A 16,549-nucleotide genomic window follows, 5' to 3' on the forward strand; every position below is an offset into this window, starting at 1 on the left:
CTGCTGGCTGCCGTCGCTGCCGAGGCCCTTGCCCCGCAGCGCCGTCGGCACCGGCTCGGGCTGCGGCTCCACCGGGGGCTGCGGCGGCGTCGGCTGCGCGTGGCGCCCCGCACCGGACGCCGGCACGGCCGCCGCGGCGGGCTGGGCCGCCGGCTGCGGCGGCTCGGCCTGCTCGACCTGCAGGTTGAACAGGAAGCCGACCGCCTCCTCCTTCAGCGAGTCCAGCATGGCGTTGAACATGTCGTAGCCCTCGCGCTGGTACTCGATCAGCGGGTCCCGCTGCGCGAGCGCCCGCATGCCGATGCCCTCCTTGAGGTAGTCCATCTCATAGAGGTGCTCACGCCACTTGCGGTCCAGCACCGACAGCAGCACCTGCCGCTCCAGCTGCCGCATCGCGCCCTCGCCGACCTTCGCGTCGATCTCGGCCTCGCGCCGCGCGTACGCCTCCTGCGCGTCCTCCAACAGCCGCTCGAGCAGGTACTCCGAGGTGAGGTCCTCGTCCTCCTCGGTCAGCTCCTCCCAGGTCACCGACACCGGGTACAGCTGGCGCAGCGCCGTCCACAGCTGCTCGTGGTCCCAGTCCTCGGCGTAGCCGTCGGCGGTGGCGCCCTGCACGTACGCGGTCACGACGTCGTTGAGCATGTGGTGCATCTGCTCGGAGAGGTCCTCGCCCTCCAGCACGCGGCGGCGCTCGGCGTAGATCACCTTGCGCTGCTCGTTCATGACCTCGTCGTACTTGAGGACGTTCTTGCGGATCTCCATGTTCTGCTGCTCGACCTGCGTCTGCGCGCTCTTGATCGCCCGCGACACCATCTTGTGGTCGATCGGCTGGTCGTCCGGCAGCCGCATGGTGGTCATGACGCGCTCGACCATGACCGCGTTGAACCGCCGCATCAGGTCGTCGCCCAGCGACAGGTAGAACCGCGACTCGCCCGGGTCACCCTGGCGGCCGGCACGACCGCGCAGCTGGTTGTCGATGCGGCGGGACTCGTGCCGCTCGGTGCCCAGCACGTACAGGCCGCCGGCCTCGCGGACCTCCTCGGCCTCCGCCTTCACCTCGGCCTTGACCTCTTCGAGGACCTTCGGCCACGCGGTCTCGTAGGCCTCGGAGTGCTCGACCGGGTCCAGACCGCGCTCACGCAGCCGCTCGTCGGCGATGATGTCCGGGTTGCCGCCCAGCACGATGTCGGTACCACGGCCTGCCATGTTGGTGGCGACCGTGACCGCGCCCTTGCGCCCGGCGCGCGCCACGATCAGCGCCTCGCGCTCGTGGTACTTCGCGTTCAGCACCTCGTGCGGCACCCCGCGCTTGACCAGCAGCTTCGACAGGTACTCGGACTTCTCGACGCTCGTCGTGCCGACCAGTACCGGCTGGCCCTTCTCGTGCCGCTCGGCGATGTCGTCCGCGACCGCCTCGAACTTCGCGGGCTCGCTCTTGTAGATCAGGTCCGTCTGGTCCTTGCGGATCATCGGCCGGTTCGTCGGGATCGGCACCACACCGAGCTTGTAGGTCTGGTGGAACTCGGCCGCCTCGGTCTCGGCGGTACCGGTCATGCCCGACAGCTTGTCGTAGAGCCGGAAGTAGTTCTGCAGCGTGATCGTGGCCAGCGTCTGGTTCTCGGCCTTGATCTCGACGCCTTCCTTGGCCTCGATCGCCTGGTGCATGCCCTCGTTGTAGCGGCGGCCCGCCAGGATGCGGCCGGTGAACTCGTCGACGATGATCACTTCGCCGTTGCGGACGATGTAGTCCTTGTCGCGCTTGTACAGCTCCTTGGCCTTCAGCGCGTTGTTCAGGTAGCCGACCAGCGGCGTGTTCGCGGCCTCGTACAGGTTGTCGATGCCCAGCTGGTCCTCGACGAACGCGACACCCTTCTCGGTGACGCCGACGGTGCGCTTGCGCTCGTCGACCTCGTAGTGCACGTCCTTCTTCATCAGCGGCGCCATGCGCGCGAACTCGACGTACCAGCGCGCCGACTGCTCCGCGGGGCCGGAGATGATCAGCGGGGTGCGGGCCTCGTCGATGAGGATCGAGTCCACCTCGTCGACGATGGCGAAGTTGTGCCCGCGCTGGACGCAGTCGTCGAGCGTCCACGCCATGTTGTCGCGCAGGTAGTCGAAGCCGAACTCGTTGTTCGTGCCGTACGTGATGTCGGCGTTGTACGCCTCGCGGCGCTGGTCCGGCGGCAGCTCGGCGAGGATCGCGCCCACGGTCAGGCCGAGGAAGCGGTGCACGCGGCCCATCCACTCGGCGTCGCGTTTCGCCAGGTAGTCGTTGGTGGTGACCAGGTGGACGCCCTTGCCCGAGATCGCGTTGAGGTACGCGGGCAGCACCGACGTCAGCGTCTTGCCCTCACCGGTGCGCATCTCGGCGACCTGCCCGAGGTGCAGCGCGGCACCACCCATGAGCTGGACGTCGAAGTGCCGCTGGCCGAGCACCCGCCACGCCGCCTCGCGGGCGACCGCGAACGCCTCCGGGAGCAGCTCGTCGAGCGACTCGCCGTCCTCGTTCCGTTTGCGGAACTCGTCGGTCTTCGCCCGCAGCTCGGCGTCGGTGAGGTCCTTAACCTCGTCTTCGAGGGAGTTGATGTGGTCGGCGATGTTGCGCAGCCGCTTGAGCATCTTGCCCTCGCCCGCGCGCAGCAGGCGGTTGAGAACCATCCGGTCGACCTCACTAGCTGTTGTGGAAATGCGCCCAGGCCTGTTCCCGGGCGGAGGTGTGCGCCTCCTCCATCGTAGGGAAGGTGGGCCCCGACGTGCACGCACGCCGCGACCTAAGTAGCGGAAGGGCCCACGCACGGGTGTGCGCGGGCCCTTCCGGGGCAGGTTTCTCAGCGGAGTCTGATCACGCCGTAGTCGAAGCCCTTCCTGCGGTACACGACGCTCGGGGTGCCGGCGTCGGCGTCGTTGAAGAGGTAGAAGTCGTGCCCGACCAGCTCCATCTGGTAGAGGGCCTGGTCCAGGGTCATCGGTTCGGCGGAGTGCTGCTTTTCGCGCACGATCCGGCCGGGCTGGTGGTCGTCGACCGCGTCGGCTTCCCAGCGCTGCAGGGGCAGTTCGAGCGCCTCGGCGTCGAGCTCGACGGTCTCGACGGGGGCGGGGGCCTCGAGCACGGCGGTGCCCGAAGCGGGCCGGCGCACGTCGGCGGGGCCGGCGGAGATGGGGGCGGTCGCCTCGGCGACGGACTCCGGGCAGCGGCGCCCGTAGTGCACCCGGCGGCGGTCGGCCATGCGGCGCAGCCGGTTCTCGAGCTTGTTCACGGCGGCGTCGAGCGCGGCGTAGAAGTCGCCGGCGCACGCCTCGGCGCGGACGACGGGGCCCTTGCCCTTGCCGGTGATCTCCACCCGCTGGCAGTTCTTCGCCTGCCTGCGGTTGGGCTCGTGGAAGAGCTCCACGTCGTAACGGAAGACCTTCTTGTCGTACCGCTCCAGTCGCGCGAGCTTGGCGCTCACGTGCTCCCGGTAGTGGTCCGGCACCTCCACGTTGCGACCTTTAACGACGATGTCCATACACGACCTCCCTAACTCCTGCTGAGTCCGCTGCTCTTTCGGAATTGACGAGGGCGCCGACGCCTTGCCCTGCACGGGGATTTAGGTCTTCGTCGGCACCAGGGTCATCGGTTGTTCACCTCCCTGCCGCCGAATGGCTATAGCGGTGCACGTTAGCCCGGTAACGCGCATCACAAAACCCCCCGGGCCGGGGGATGCCGGTGGATGGGAAACCGTCACGCTGCGCGGCCGCGGCCCGGCGGGGCTGGGCATCGCGCAGCTCGGACGGAGCAGTGCGGGGATGCGCGTTTCACCTTGACGGACAAGGGTTTCCGCACGTCGAGGGCCGAGCGTGACCGCACCGGGGGCGCCGCACGCCACCCGGGTGGTCGCTTGCGCCGGAGGCGGGTCTTCGCCGAGCTGCCTCATACCCGGACAACGGCCCACGGGCCCGGACCGTTCCCGGAGATGCACCTTTGTGAGTGATCGGCGGAGGACCGGAAACTGTCGGTGGGCACGGGCAGGCTGCTGGACGTGGGACTGGGGGAACGAGTACTCGAGCTGGTGCTGCCCGCGACGTGCGCGGGCTGCGGTGCGCCGGGAGCCGCGTGCTGCGCGCGCTGCCAGGCCGGTTTCGGCAGGCCGGAGCGGGTGGCGCGCGGGCCGACGGGTGGGGTGGGCTGCTACGCGCTGGCCCGGTACGAGGACATCCCGCGGCGGCTCGTGCTGTCGTACAAGGAGCGGGGGCGGCGTGATCTGGCGGCGCCGCTGGGCCGGGTGCTCGCCGCGGCGTTGCCGCACCTGCCGGAGGCGAGCCCGGACGACGAAGGCGTGTGGTGGCTCGTGCCGGCGCCCTCGCGCCGCACCGCGTCCCGCGTCCGGGGCGGGCCGCACATACTGCGCCTGGCGAGAGCGTGCGCGGCGGCGCTCGCGGAGGCGGGGTCATCCGCCGCGGTGGCCCCAGCACTCCGGCTGGCGGCCGGAGCGCGGGACGCGGTGGGCCTGGCGCACGCCCAGCGCGCGGCGAACCTGGCGGGCCGCCTACGGCTGGATCCGCGCGGCCTGCCGCCGCCGCACACGAGGGTGGTGCTGCTCGACGACGTCCTGACCACGGGCGCGACGGCCGCCGCCTGTGCCCGGATGTTGACGGAAGGAGGCCACAAGGTCACGGCGATCCTCACCCTGACGGCGACGGGGTGAGGGTGGTGCCGGAGTGGGGGCGGGGTGGGGTGTTGGCCTCGGGTGCAGGGTGGGGCTGCTGGGGGGCGTTGCGTTGCGGTGCGTAGGTGGCGGGCCGGTGACGGGGGTAACCGGGGCCGGTAGCAGGTGGTGAAGGCCGGGGGGCAGGTGGCGGTTGCGGGCGCCGGTCCCGGGGGCCGAGCCGCCCGCAGGCGGAATCCTGGTGGCGGGCGCCGACCGGACTGGGGCAGAAATACTCGCCGAGGCGGCGGGAATGGCGCGGCTGGTGAGGCGTGCAGGGCGCAGAGCCCCAGGCCAGCCCCGCCACACCCACCGACCGGCCATCCAGCGCCTACCCTCACCTCGGGCAGCCCCTGGCTGCCTCCGGCAAGAGGGGCTGCCTCGGGCCACCCGCGCGCCGCGCCGACATCGCACTGCATCGCGGCGCCCTAAGCCACTCGCGCGCCCTGCTACGTCGCGCCACCTTGCGGCGCCCGAAAGCCATCCTGCGCCACCCGCGCGAAACGCCACCCCGCGTCGCCACCGCAAGCCTGTCGCCGTCGCCGCCCCACGCCGCACCAGCCTGCGGCGCCACTGCGACCCCGCGTCGCCACCCCAGCCGATCGCCGCCACCGCCCCGCGCGACCTCGCGCCGCCACCGCGGCCGGTCCCAGCCGCCACCGGGCCGAGCCCCGCCCAGCGCCGCAGGTCAGCCTGGGTAGAAGGGCGCTGCGCGGGCGCCGAGGGAGCTCTGGTGCGGGCGCCAGACCTCGCCGACATCCGAGGCCGTCCACAGGCCGCCCGCGTCGGCGACCACGATGGGCCTGCCCGGCGCCGCCGTGATGGCGTACACCGGCGGGGTCAGGTTGGAGCTGTTGAACGTGTCCAGCCGCAGCCCGTCGATCGGCACCTTGACCACCGGCTGGGACGGCATCGTCGTCGCGGCGACGAGGCTGTCCTGGCTCAGCCAGTCGACGTCCACGACGCCCGTCAGCGTGCCCGTCTGCAGGATCCGCGGACTGCGCAGCGTCACCGAATCCTGCGTCCGCACCACCGACGCCACCAGCAGCTGCCCGTTCACCACGATCGCCGCGCGCGCACCGTCCCTGGACAGCCGCAGCACGCTGATCGGCCCGACGCCGAGCACCTCCTCGGCGTTCACGGCCTGCCCGGTCCACCCGCCGTCCGACGTGCGCAGCACCCGCACGACCGCCGAACCGTCGACCACCGTCCAGACCTCGCCCGCGGTCCCGTCCGCCGTCGCCGTCGGGCGCCACGTCGGGCGGGTCAGCGTGCCGCCGAACAGGTTCACCAGCTGCGCCGACGACCCGAACGAGCCGATCCGCAGCTGCTGCCGCCCGTCGGCGTTGTCGACGATCGCCAGCTGCCTGCCGTCGATCGACTGCGCCGCGCTCACCACCTGGTACGCGCCCTGCCCCGCCGGCCCCTGGATCAGCCCACCGTCCGCGAGCGACCGGATCCGCCCGTTGACCGTCATCAACCCCGGCAGGTCCGCCCCCGGCGACGCCATCGACGTGTACGACGGCACGTCGCTCGGCAGCCAGTCCTCGTGGCCGTCCACCAGCGCGTTCCCGTCGGACAGCAACCGCACCCGGTTCGTCGTCACCGCCTGCAACGACAACACGATCTGCGCCGCGATCAGCTTCTTGACCTCGGGCGTCTGGTCGGCGACCCCGGTCAGCGGCACCATCAGCGCCCCGTCCGGCGTCACCGTCACGTTGCCCTCGATGTTCGCGTCCTCCGGCAGCGGGGTGCGCACCGCGCCCACCAGCTGGTCCGACGGCCCCGACAGCAGCAGCGAAACCACCCGCGCCGGCAAGCCCAGCTGCGGCTTCCCCGCCACGTACCGCAGGTCCGGGACGATCGTGTTCGAGTCCTGCGCGAAGAAGTACACCGGCACGCGCACGTAGTTCGCCGTGAAATCGCTGTACGGCACCACGATGTTCGCGGGCGGGTTCGTCACCCGCCACTGCCCGTCGGACTGCTTGCGCACCAGCAACCGCAGCTCGTACGGGCTCTTCGACGGGATGAACGAACTGTCCCCGCCGAGCATCCCGAGGTTCGTGCCCCGCACCACGACGACGCGCTCGTTCGGGTTGGCGGGCAGGTCGACGCCCGTGGCGTACACGGTGTTGAACTGGTCGTCGATGACGTTCATGACCTTGCCCGGCTGCCACGCCTTCGCCGCCCCGTCGTCGAGGTACATCCGCGCGGCGGCGTTGTTGCTGACGGGCTGGGCACTGGCCCGCACGAAGTCGCGGGCCACGGTCAGCGGGTCGAGGTCGCGGGCGGGCTGCTGCACGTCCGGGTTGGCGATCTCGCCGAGTTCCTGCTGCTGCACCGCGACCGGCTGCGATTCCTCCGGCACGGTCGCGCAGCCCGCGACGAGCACCACCCCGGCGAGCGCGGCGAGCAGGCGGCGGAAGGTCCTCATCCGACGTCCTCCTTGCGCAGCTCCGGCACGACGACGCTGTAGTCGGCGCCGGAACCGATGCTGGCCTGCCCGTTGACGGCCTCGCCGTCGGGGGGCACCAGCGGCAGCGGCGACTCCGCCACCGGCTGGTCCTGCCGCCGCGGCAGCGTCAGCCGGAAGCACGCGCCGTGCCCCGGCGCGCCCCACGCCTCCAGCAGGCCGCCGTGCAACCGGGCGTCCTCGTGGCTGATCGCGAGCCCCAGCCCCGTGCCGCCGGTGCGCCGGTTGCGCGACGGGTCCGCGCGCCAGAACCGGTTGAACACCAGGTCCGCCTCGCCGGGCCGCAGCCCCACGCCGTAGTCGCGGACCGTGATCGCGACGGCGGTGTCGTTCGCGCCGAGCGTGAGCCGCACCGGGCGGCCTTCGCTGTGGTCGACGGCGTTCGCCAGCAGGTTGCGCAGGATCCGTTCGACGCGCCGCGCGTCGATCTCGGCGGCCGTCTCGCCCTCCGGCAGCTCCAGCTCGACGTCGGTACCGGCGTTGCGCGCGATCGCCCGCACCTGCTCGACCGCGCGCCGCGCGATCGGGGCCACGTCGATCAGCTCGGCCGCCAGTTCCTCCACACCCGCGTCGAGGCGGCTGATCTCCAGCAGGTCGCCCAGCAGCGCCTCGAACCGGTCCAGCTCGTCGACGAGCAGCTCGGTGGAACGGGCCAGCCCGGCCGGGAACTGTTCGCGGGAGGCGTGCAGGACGTCGGCCGCCATGCGGACCGTGGTCAGCGGGGTGCGCAGCTCGTGCGACACGTCGGAGGTGAACCGGCGCTACAGCGTGCCGAACTCCTCGAGCTGGCGGATCTGGTGCTGGATGCTGGCCGCCATTTCGTTGTAGGACACGGCGAGCCGGGACAGGTCGTCCTCGCCCGTGACGGGCAGGCGCTCGTCCAGCTCCCCGCCGGCGAACCGGGCGGCGGCGGCCGCGGCCGAGCGCACGGGCCGCACGACCTGCCGCGTCACGATGTTGCTGATCCCCGTGAGCAGGACGAGCAGCACGAGCCCGCCGACGAGCAGCGTGTTCTGCACCGTCTGCACCGTGTTCTGCTCCGCGGTCATCGGGAACAGCAGGTACAGCTGGATGGGCCTGCCGGTGCTCGTGACGGGCGCGCCCACGATCAGGTAGGTCGTGCGCGTGCCGGCGTCGTCCACCGTGTGCGTCTGGTACGCCACCTGGTTGGCCTCGGCGAACCGCTGCAGGCCATCGGGCACCTTCCAGATCGGGCCCGCGGAGTCCGTCGAGCTGGTGCCGCCGGCGGTGAGCACGGGTTCGAAGGCACCCGCGGCGGACGCGCCGGAGCCCTGGTCGTCCGAGGACGTGCTGGTGATCTTCTTCAGCACGTTCTGCAGCCGGTCGGGCAGCGCGTCCTGGTCGCTGATGCCGACCAGCTCGCTCTCCGCGGTCGAGACCACCTGGAGCGTCTGCGCGATCGCCGCCTGCCGCTTGGTCTCCGTGAGGCGCGTGATGATCTGGTTCTGCAGCACCATGCCCAGCACGAAGACCACCGCGGACGACAGCGCGAGCGTGGACGCCGTGACCCGGAACTGCAGGGACCGCCGCCACAGCGTGCCGAACGCCACGACCCGGCTCCTGCCGTAAGCCCCGGCGCGGCGGGCGAGCCGCAGCACCCGCAACGCGAAGGCGAGGATCTGTTGCTTCATCGGGGTTTTACGGCGGGCCGGCCTTGTAGCCGACACCGCGGACCGTCAGCACGACCTCGGGGTGCTCGGGGTCCTTCTCGACCTTCGACCGCAGGCGCTGGACGTGCACGTTGACCAGGCGGGTGTCGGCGGCGTGCCGGTAACCCCAGACCTGTTCGAGCAGGACCTCGCGCGTGAACACCTGGCGCGGCTTGCGGGCCAGCGCGACCAGCAGGTCGAACTCGAGCGGGGTGAGCGGGATGGCCTTGCCCTCGCGGGTGACCTCGTGCCCCGGCACGTCGATGGTCAGGTCGCCGATGGACAGCGACTCGGCGGGCTCGGCCTCGGTGCGGCGCAGCCGCGCGCGGACGCGGGCGACCAGCTCCTTCGGCTTGAACGGCTTGACCACGTAGTCGTCGGCACCGGACTCGAGCCCCAGCACGATGTCGACGGTGTCGCTCTTGGCGGTGAGCATGACGATCGGCACGCCCGACTCGGCGCGGATCGCCTTGCAGACGTCGATGCCGTTCATCCCGGGCAGCATCAGGTCGAGCAGGACCAGATCCGGTTTGAGCTCTCTGAGCGCGGGCAGCGCTCGGGAACCGTCGGCGACGACGGCGGTGTCGAATCCCTCGCCACGGAGCACGATGGTGAGCATCTCTGCGAGCGCAGGGTCGTCGTCGACCACCAGGACACGTGCCTTCATGTGCACATGTTCGCACTACGGACACCGGATGGAACGTCCGACCCGGCATCTGGCTGCCAAGATCGCGGCAGCTTACTCCGGATGGACGAGTGACAGGGCGAGAGCGGCCGTATCGGTGCCGGTCGTTCCGTCGACGACGTGCCACGGCGAGAGCCACGACCGCTCGGCGAGCTGGTCGTAGACACGGGCGCAGCGGACCTGGAGGTCGTCGTCGGCTTCGAAGGAGTCCTTCGGGCGGTCCGCTTCGGTGCGAGCGCGGCGTTCCGCGCGTTCCGCCGCGACCTCGGGGCTGACGCGCAGCAGGAGCTGGGTGTCGGGCGAGGGCAGGCCGAAGCGGCCGATCTCGATCTCACGCACCCAGCGCACGAACTCGCCGTCCGCGTCCTGGTGCAGCCGGGCGGCACCGTAGGCGGCGTTGGAGGCGACGTACCGGTCGAGCAGGACGACGTCGGAGGTGGCCAGGCCGCGCTGGATGTCGGCGGCGGCGCCGCGCCGGTCGAGCGCGTAGAGCAGGGCCATGCCGTAGACGGAGTCGCCGAGGTCGCCGTGCTCGCGGTGCAGTCCCTCGCGGACGAGGTCGGCGTGCACGCTTTCGCCGTAGCGCGGGAAAGCGAGCGTCGAGACGGTCTTGCCGAGGTCGTGCAGCGCCTTCGTCAGCCCCTCGGTCAGGGTGCGCTTGCCCGCCCCGTCCAGCCCTTCGATGACTACCAGTCGGCCCACGCCCCGCAGGGTACGGGGCGTGGGCCGGGGGACCTCAGTAGCGGTAGTGCTCGGACTTGTAGGGGCCTTCGACGTCCACGTCGATGTACTCGGCCTGCTCCTTGGTGAGCTTGGTCAGCTCGCCGCCGAGTGCCTGCAGGTGGATGCGGGCGACCTTTTCGTCGAGTTTCTTGGGCAGCCGGTAAACCTCGTTGTCGTACTCCTCGTGTTTGGTGAACAGCTCGATCTGCGCGATCACCTGGTTGGAGAAGGAATTGGACATCACGAAGCTCGGGTGCCCGGTGGCGTTGCCCAGGTTCAGCAGGCGGCCTTCCGACAGCACGAGAATGCTGTGACCGTCGGGGAAGACCCACTCGTCGACCTGCGGCTTGATGTTGATCCGCCGGATGCCGGGGTAGCGGGCGAGGCCGGCCATGTCGATCTCGTTGTCGAAGTGACCGATGTTGCCCACGATGGTCTGGTGCTTCATCTTGGCCATGTGCTCGGCCATCACCACGTCCTTGTTCCCGGTCGTGGTGATCACGATGTCGGCCACCGGCAGCGCCTTCTCCAGCGTGGTGACCTGGTAGCCGTCCATCGCCGCCTGCAACGCGCAGATCGGGTCGATCTCGGTCACGATCACCCGCGCGCCCTGCCCGGACAACGACTCCGCCGCGCCCTTGCCCACATCGCCGTAGCCGCACACCACCGCGACCTTGCCGCCGATCAGCACGTCCGTGCCCCGGTTGATGCCGTCGATCAGCGAGTGCCGGATCCCGTAGCGGTTGTCGAACTTCGACTTCGTCACCGAGTCGTTGACGTTGATCGCCGGGAACAACAACTTGCCCTGCGCCGCCAGCTGGTACAGCCGCAGCACACCCGTCGTGGTCTCCTCCGTCACCCCGCGGACACCCTGCCCGATCCGGGTCCACTTCTGCCCGTCCGCGGCCAGCGACTCCCGCAGCAGGTTCAGGAAGACCTGCCACTCCTCGGGGTCGTCCTCCTCCGCCGGCGGCACCACGCCCGCGGCCTCGTACTCGGTGCCCCGGTGCACCAGCATCGTGGCGTCCCCGCCGTCGTCGAGGATCATGTTCGGACCCTCACCGTCCCAGGTGAGCATCCGCTCGGTGCACCACCAGTACTCCTCCAGCGACTCGCCCTTCCAGGCGAACACCGGCACCCCCTGCGGCGCCTCGACGCTGCCGTGCGGGCCCACCACCACCGCCGCCGCCGCGTGGTCCTGCGTGGAGAAGATGTTGCACGACGCCCAGCGCACCTCCGCGCCCAGCGCCACCAGCGTCTCGATCAGCACCGCCGTCTGCACCGTCATGTGCAGCGACCCCGACACCCGCGCCCCCCGCAACGGGAAGACCTCCGCGTACTCGCGGCGCAACGCCATCAACCCCGGCATCTCGTGCTCAGCCAGCCGGATCTCCTTCCGGCCGAACTCGGCCAGCTCCAGATCCGCCACCGCGAACTCCACCCCGTTGCGGGTGTCGTGCCGCTTGGCAACGCTTTCGGGGGTCATAAGGCACTTCCTCCAAGAATCGGCGACCCCTGAACAGTACCGTTGTCCGTTCAGCCGCGAACACCCTCGAAGAAGGAGGCGTCCACGTGCCCATCCCCGGCCCGGAAACCCGCGTCGTCGAGCTGCGCGTGCCCGGTCTGTCGGGTACGGGCGGGGAGGCGCTGCTGGACGTGGTGAGCACGGTCGAGGTCGCGGGCGACGGGGTCGGCACGCTGATCCGCCCGTCCGACCGGCTGCGCCGCCCCGCGCCGGGGCCGGTGTTGCAGGCGCTGGGCCGGTCGGTGCCCCGCACGCTGGAGGGATACCTGTGGGGCCGCATGACGTCGGGCGGCGCGGCGAAGGCGGCGTGGGCGCTGTTGTTCCCTTTCTCACTCTCGAACGTGGCCTTCTGGATGCTGCCGCCGGTACCGGAGGGCAGCCGGAGCGCCGCCGCGCTGGGCGGGTTGTGCCGCAGCCTGCTGCGGGTGGCCGGGCTGCTGCTGACGATGCTGCTCGTCGGGCAGCTCGCGGTGCTGTCGCTGGACCTGTTCGCCACGCAGTGCCTGTCGCCGGGCTCGGCCTGCCTGCCCTCGGTGCCGGAGGGGCTGCGCGGTCAGGTCGCGCGGACGGTCGCCGGGCTCGTGCCCGCGGCCGTGGTGATCTTCGTGTTGTACCGGATCTCGTGCACCCGGTGGACCGTGACGTGCGAGGACCCGCCCGCCCGGCGTGGTCCCCTGCCCGGTGACGCGGTGCGCGACGGGCTCGATTCGCCGACGTTGCGCAGCCTGCACACCGCGGCCGCGCTGGCCACCGTGGTGCTGCTGGCGCTGGGCGGGCCGCTGCGCGTGCCGCACGCTGTCGGCGAGCTGGTCGTCTGGTGCTGCGCGCTCGCCGTGGTGCTGGTGGCGCTGGTCCTCGCGGGCACGGGGAGTTCCCTGCCGCGCTGGGCACGCGGCGGGCTGCTCACGTTCGCGGTGCTGGTTTTCGCTGCGGTGGCCGCGTTCCGGCCCGCGCTGCCGGCGGGTTCCGACGCCACCGTGCAGGCGCTCGGGGCCGCGTTGCTGCTCGTGTCGGTGCTGTTCGCGGTCCTGCTGGTCCCGGCTGCGCTCGTGGCGCGCCGCACGTGGCGGGAGCAGCCGAAGCGCCTGCGCCCGTGGCTGGGCGGCTGGGCCGCGGCGCCGGTCCTCGCGCTCGCGGTGTTGCTGGGCGGCGGTTTCGGTGCCGGGCTCGCCATCGGCGTGCGCAGGCTGACCGGCGCGTCCTGGCTTCGGCTGCCCGACAGCTACACGCCGGTGACCGTGTTGTGGGGCGGCGGGCTCGCGCTCGCCGCGGTGCTGGGCGTGCTCGGATTCGCCGTGGCGGTGCCGTTGCGGCGGCGTCGGCGCGGGGTGCCGGAGGCCGTGAAACTGTTGCAGGAGCCCGCGGACCAGCCCCGCGCCGCGGCGGCGTGGGCGCGTTCGGCGTGGGAGCGGCGGCATCTGCACCACCTCGCGTTCGGGGTGGTGTTCGGCATGTCGGCCGGTGCCGCGGCGCTGCTGGTCGTCCGGTTCGTCCTGCGGGTCCGGCCCGGCTGGTTCGAACCACTGTCCGCGCTGGGGGTGTTCGCGCTGGGCGCGCTGGCGGTCGGGCTGCTGCGGGTGGTGTACACGGCGGCGCGCAAGCCGGGGCGGAACAGGCACCTCGGCGCGCTGGCGGACCTCGTGTGCTTCTGGCCGCGTGCCGCCCACCCGGTCGTGCCGCCGTGTTACGCGCTCAAGGTCGTGCCCGAGCTGGCGGCCCGGGCGAAGGAGCACCTCGCCGAGCCGAACACGCGGGTCGTGCTGGCCGGGCACCAGATCGGCAGCCTGCTCGCGGTGCTGGCGGCGGCGCGGCTCGTGCACGCGCTGCCCGAAGGCGAACGCACCCGGGTCGGGCTGCTCACAGCGGGCTCGCCGCTGCAGTGGGGTTACCAGCGGGCGTTCCCCGCGGTGCTGTCCCGCGACTCGCTGGCCCGGCTCTTCGGTGAGCTGGAGGGGCGCTGGCGCGGGCTCGCGCGCGGCACGGACATCCTCGGCGGCGGCGTCACCACGTGGCGGCAGGAGGTCGTGGACGGCGAGCTGCGCGGCGTGGGCTACCTGCCCGAGGGCGGGGTCGGTGACCTCGCCCCCGCGCTGTCCGGCCCCACCGGCGCGCTCGTGCTCGGCGGCGACCACTGGCTGCCGGACCCGATCGCGAACCCGGCGGGCACCCGGCGTTACGCGGCCGGGGTGCTGGGGCACGCGGACTACGAGGTCGACCCGGAGTGGGACCGCGCGGTGGCGATGGCGGCGGGGCTGGAGTTCCCCGGCCGGCCCGCGTCGCGCCCGTTCGGCGAGCAGGTGCCGCTGTTCCCCGACCTACCCCGGTTCAACCTCGGTGTCGCGCGGTGACGACAGTCGGATCATGCGCATCGGTATCGGCATCCCCAACACCGTCCCCGGCGTCACCGGCCCGCTGATCCTCGACTGGGCGCGGCGCGCGGAGGAGCGTGGCTTCGCGTTCGTGTCCACGATCGGCCGGGTCGGCTACCCGTCGTACGACTCGCTGACCGCGCTCGCCGCGGTCGCGGGCGCGACCACCCGGCTCGGCCTGATGACCAACGCCGTGCTGGGCCCGACGTACCCGGACGCGGTGCTGGCAAAGATCACCATGACGGTCGCGCAGCTGTCCGGCGGCAGGCTCACCCTCGGTCTCGGTGTCGGTGCCCGCGAGTCCGACTACCTGCCGGCCGAGCGTGATTTCGCGAGCCGGGGCGCGGCCTTCGACCGGCAGCTGGAGTTCCTGCACCGGGCCTGGCGCGGCGAACCGGTGGCCACGGGCGATTTCCCCGGCGAGCAGCGGCCGGTGGCGCCTCCCGGTGAGGACGTCCCGGTGTTGATCGGCGGGCACGGCAAGCGGGCCGTGCGGCGGACCGCGCGGTGGGGCGCCGGGTGGACGGGTGCCGGCGGTGGTCCGCGCCGCGCGGAGCCGACGATCAAGGAGATCCGGCAGGCGTGGCAGGACGCGGGCCGCGAGGGCGAGCCGCGGTTGCTGGGGTTGGCGTACTTCTCCGCCGACGACAGCAGGGCCGACGACTCCGACCGCTACCTGCGCTCCTACTACGCCTACGCCGGGGACCACGCGAACACGATCGCCGAGGGCGCGGTGCGCACGCCCTCGGCGATCAGGGGGATCCTGCGGGACTTCGAGTCGGTGGGGTGCAACGAGCTGACGTTCACCCCGACGCTCGCCGATGTGTCCGAAGTGGACCGTCTAGCCGACCTGGTCCTGTGACATCCGCTGTCCCAGCAGGGAATGGCGGCGTCCGTAGGCGAAGTAGATCACCACGCCGAGCACCATCCAGGCGGCGAACCGCAGCCAGGTGAGCACGGTGAGGTTCAGCATCAGCCACAGGCAGGCGAGGATCGCGAGCACGGGGATCACCGGCACCCACGGCACGCGGAAGGCACGCGGCAGGTCGGGGTGCGTCCGCCGCAGCACGAGCACGCCCGCCGAGACCAGCACGAACGCGAACAGCGTGCCGACGTTGACCATCTCCTCCAGCTTGTCGGCGGGGAAGAAGGTCGCGGCGACGGCCACGAGCGCGCCGACGAGCAGCGTCGCGCGGGCCGGGGTGCCGTTGCGGCCGGTGCGGGCGAGCTTGCGCGGCAGCAGGCCGTCGCGCGACATCGCGAACAGCACCCGGACCTGGCCCAGCATCAGCACCATGACGACCGTGGTGAGGCCGGCGAGCGCGCCGACGGAGATCACGTTGGCGGCCCAGTCGACGCCGTTCGCGGAGAACGCCGTGGCCAGCGTCTTGTGGCTGCCGTCGCCCGCCTTGGTGGCGAGGTCGGTGTAGGGCACCATGCCGACCACCACGAGCGACACGGCGACGTAGAGCACGGTGACGATGGCGAGCGAGCCGAAGATGCCGCGCGGCACGGCGCGCTGCGGGTTCTTCGTCTCCTCGGCCGTCGTGGCCACGATGTCGAAGCCGATGAACGCGAAGAACACCAGCGAGGCACCGGCGAGCAGGCCGAACGCGCCGAACGAGCTGTTGGCGCCGCCCGCGATCAGCGAGAACAGCGACTGGTTGACGCCGGACTCACCGGACCCGCTGTCGGCGGCGGGCGGGATGAACGGGGAGTAGTTGGCGCCCTTGATGTAGAAGATCCCGAGCACGATGACGAACAGCACGATCAGCACCTTGACGGCGGTGATCACCATCGACACCCGCGAGGACAGCTTCGTGCCCACCGCCAGCACGGTCGCCAGCACGACGACCAGCAGCAACGCACCCCAGTCGACGTCGAGGCCGCCGATCGAGAACGTGGTCTTCGCGCCGTCGCCGAAGAGGTAGCCGAGCACGGTCTCGAGGTAGACCGACCAGCCCTTGGCGACGGCCGCCGCGCCGACGGCCAGTTCGAGCACCAGGTCCCAGCCGATGACCCACGCCATGAACTCGCCGAACGTGGCGTAGGAGAAGGTGTACGCGCTGCCCGCGACGGGGACCGTCGAGGCGAACTCGGCGTAGCACAGCGCGGCGAGCCCGCACGCGATCGCGGCGAAGACGAACGCGAGCGACACCGACGGCCCCGCGTAGTCGCCCGCGGTGCGCGCGGTCAGGGTGAAGATCCCCGCCCCGATCACGACCGCGACGCCGAAGACCGTCAGGTCCCACGCGGAGAGGTTGCGACGCAGTCTGGTTTCCGGCTCATCGGTGTCCTTTATGGACTGTTCGATGGACTTGGTCCGCCACAACCCGTTGCCTGGCAAGGTACGCTCCTCCCGGTCGCCTGGATCTCAGGTCTGGTTGGTCACCTTAACCCGGCAGGGTGAAAGCGGCGA

At 71.6% G+C, this 16,549-nt stretch carries 10 protein-coding genes and 1 pseudogene; 3 read left to right on the forward strand and 8 right to left on the reverse strand.

From position 1 onward, the window contains the following. On the reverse strand, positions 1 to 2,658 hold a 2,658-nt coding region (secA, locus tag ABFX51_RS00020; RefSeq protein ID WP_346051247.1), incomplete at its 3' end, for a preprotein translocase subunit SecA. Between the two features lie 170 nt (positions 2,659 to 2,828). Then, positions 2,829 to 3,506 (reverse strand): ribosome hibernation-promoting factor, HPF/YfiA family, encoded by a 678-nt coding sequence (gene hpf, locus ABFX51_RS00025; RefSeq protein ID WP_091513764.1) that lies wholly within the window; start codon positions 3,504 to 3,506, stop codon positions 2,829 to 2,831. Between the two features lie 489 nt (positions 3,507 to 3,995). Between hpf and ABFX51_RS00030 the strand changes: the two genes are divergently transcribed. Next, positions 3,996 to 4,685 carry a ComF family protein gene (locus ABFX51_RS00030; RefSeq protein WP_346051249.1) on the forward strand — a complete coding sequence of 230 codons (690 nt, stop codon included), beginning with the start codon at positions 3,996 to 3,998 and terminating at the stop codon, positions 4,683 to 4,685. 688 nt (positions 4,686 to 5,373) lie between these two features. On the opposite strand, the gene ABFX51_RS00035 is transcribed toward ABFX51_RS00030, so the two are convergent. The 5 genes and pseudogenes from ABFX51_RS00035 to ahcY all read right to left on the reverse strand — a co-directional run bounded on the left by ABFX51_RS00035 (position 5,374) and on the right by ahcY (position 11,722). Beyond that, positions 5,374 to 7,119: an LpqB family beta-propeller domain-containing protein gene (locus ABFX51_RS00035; protein ID WP_346051251.1), complete on the reverse strand. Its 1,746-nt coding sequence runs from the start codon at positions 7,117 to 7,119 to the stop codon at positions 5,374 to 5,376. Then, positions 7,116 to 8,810 (reverse strand): annotated as a pseudogene (mtrB, locus tag ABFX51_RS00040) (MtrAB system histidine kinase MtrB). The gene ABFX51_RS00035 and the pseudogene mtrB overlap by 4 nt, the downstream one beginning before the upstream one ends. A 7-nt stretch (positions 8,811 to 8,817) precedes the next feature. Beyond that, on the reverse strand, positions 8,818 to 9,495 hold the full coding sequence (gene mtrA / locus ABFX51_RS00045) for an MtrAB system response regulator MtrA (RefSeq protein WP_145935852.1): 678 nt from the start codon (positions 9,493 to 9,495) through the stop codon (positions 8,818 to 8,820). Between the two features lie 72 nt (positions 9,496 to 9,567). Beyond that, positions 9,568 to 10,215, reverse strand: a complete 648-nt coding sequence (locus tag ABFX51_RS00050; RefSeq protein WP_346051253.1) for a dTMP kinase — start codon at positions 10,213 to 10,215, stop codon at positions 9,568 to 9,570. A 34-nt stretch (positions 10,216 to 10,249) separates the two neighbouring features. Next, a complete protein-coding gene (gene ahcY, locus ABFX51_RS00055; RefSeq protein WP_091513753.1) occupies positions 10,250 to 11,722 on the reverse strand; it encodes an adenosylhomocysteinase in 1,473 nt (490 codons plus the stop codon). Between the two features lie 92 nt (positions 11,723 to 11,814). Here ahcY and ABFX51_RS00060 point away from each other — a divergent pair, with 92 nt between their 5' ends. Together ABFX51_RS00060 and ABFX51_RS00065 are read left to right on the forward strand one after the other, a co-directional pair. Beyond that, the gene (locus ABFX51_RS00060; protein WP_346051275.1) at positions 11,815 to 14,109 is read left to right on the forward strand and encodes a hypothetical protein; all 2,295 of its coding nucleotides are present in this window, start codon (positions 11,815 to 11,817) and stop codon (positions 14,107 to 14,109) included. Between the two features lie 13 nt (positions 14,110 to 14,122). Next, a complete protein-coding gene (locus tag ABFX51_RS00065) occupies positions 14,123 to 14,992 on the forward strand; it encodes an LLM class flavin-dependent oxidoreductase (protein ID WP_143249960.1) in 870 nt (289 codons plus the stop codon). Here ABFX51_RS00065 and ABFX51_RS00070 read toward each other — a convergent pair. Beyond that, complete coding sequence (locus ABFX51_RS00070; RefSeq protein ID WP_346051256.1) at positions 14,972 to 16,477, reverse strand: amino acid permease; 1,506 nt, start codon at positions 16,475 to 16,477, stop codon at positions 14,972 to 14,974. The two genes, ABFX51_RS00065 and ABFX51_RS00070, sit on opposite strands and share 21 nt — an antisense overlap. Positions 16,478 to 16,549: the final 72 nt, after the last annotated feature.

This window comes from Amycolatopsis dongchuanensis, from assembly GCF_039542405.1.
Lineage (GTDB): Bacteria > Actinomycetota > Actinomycetes > Mycobacteriales > Pseudonocardiaceae > Amycolatopsis_E > Amycolatopsis_E sacchari.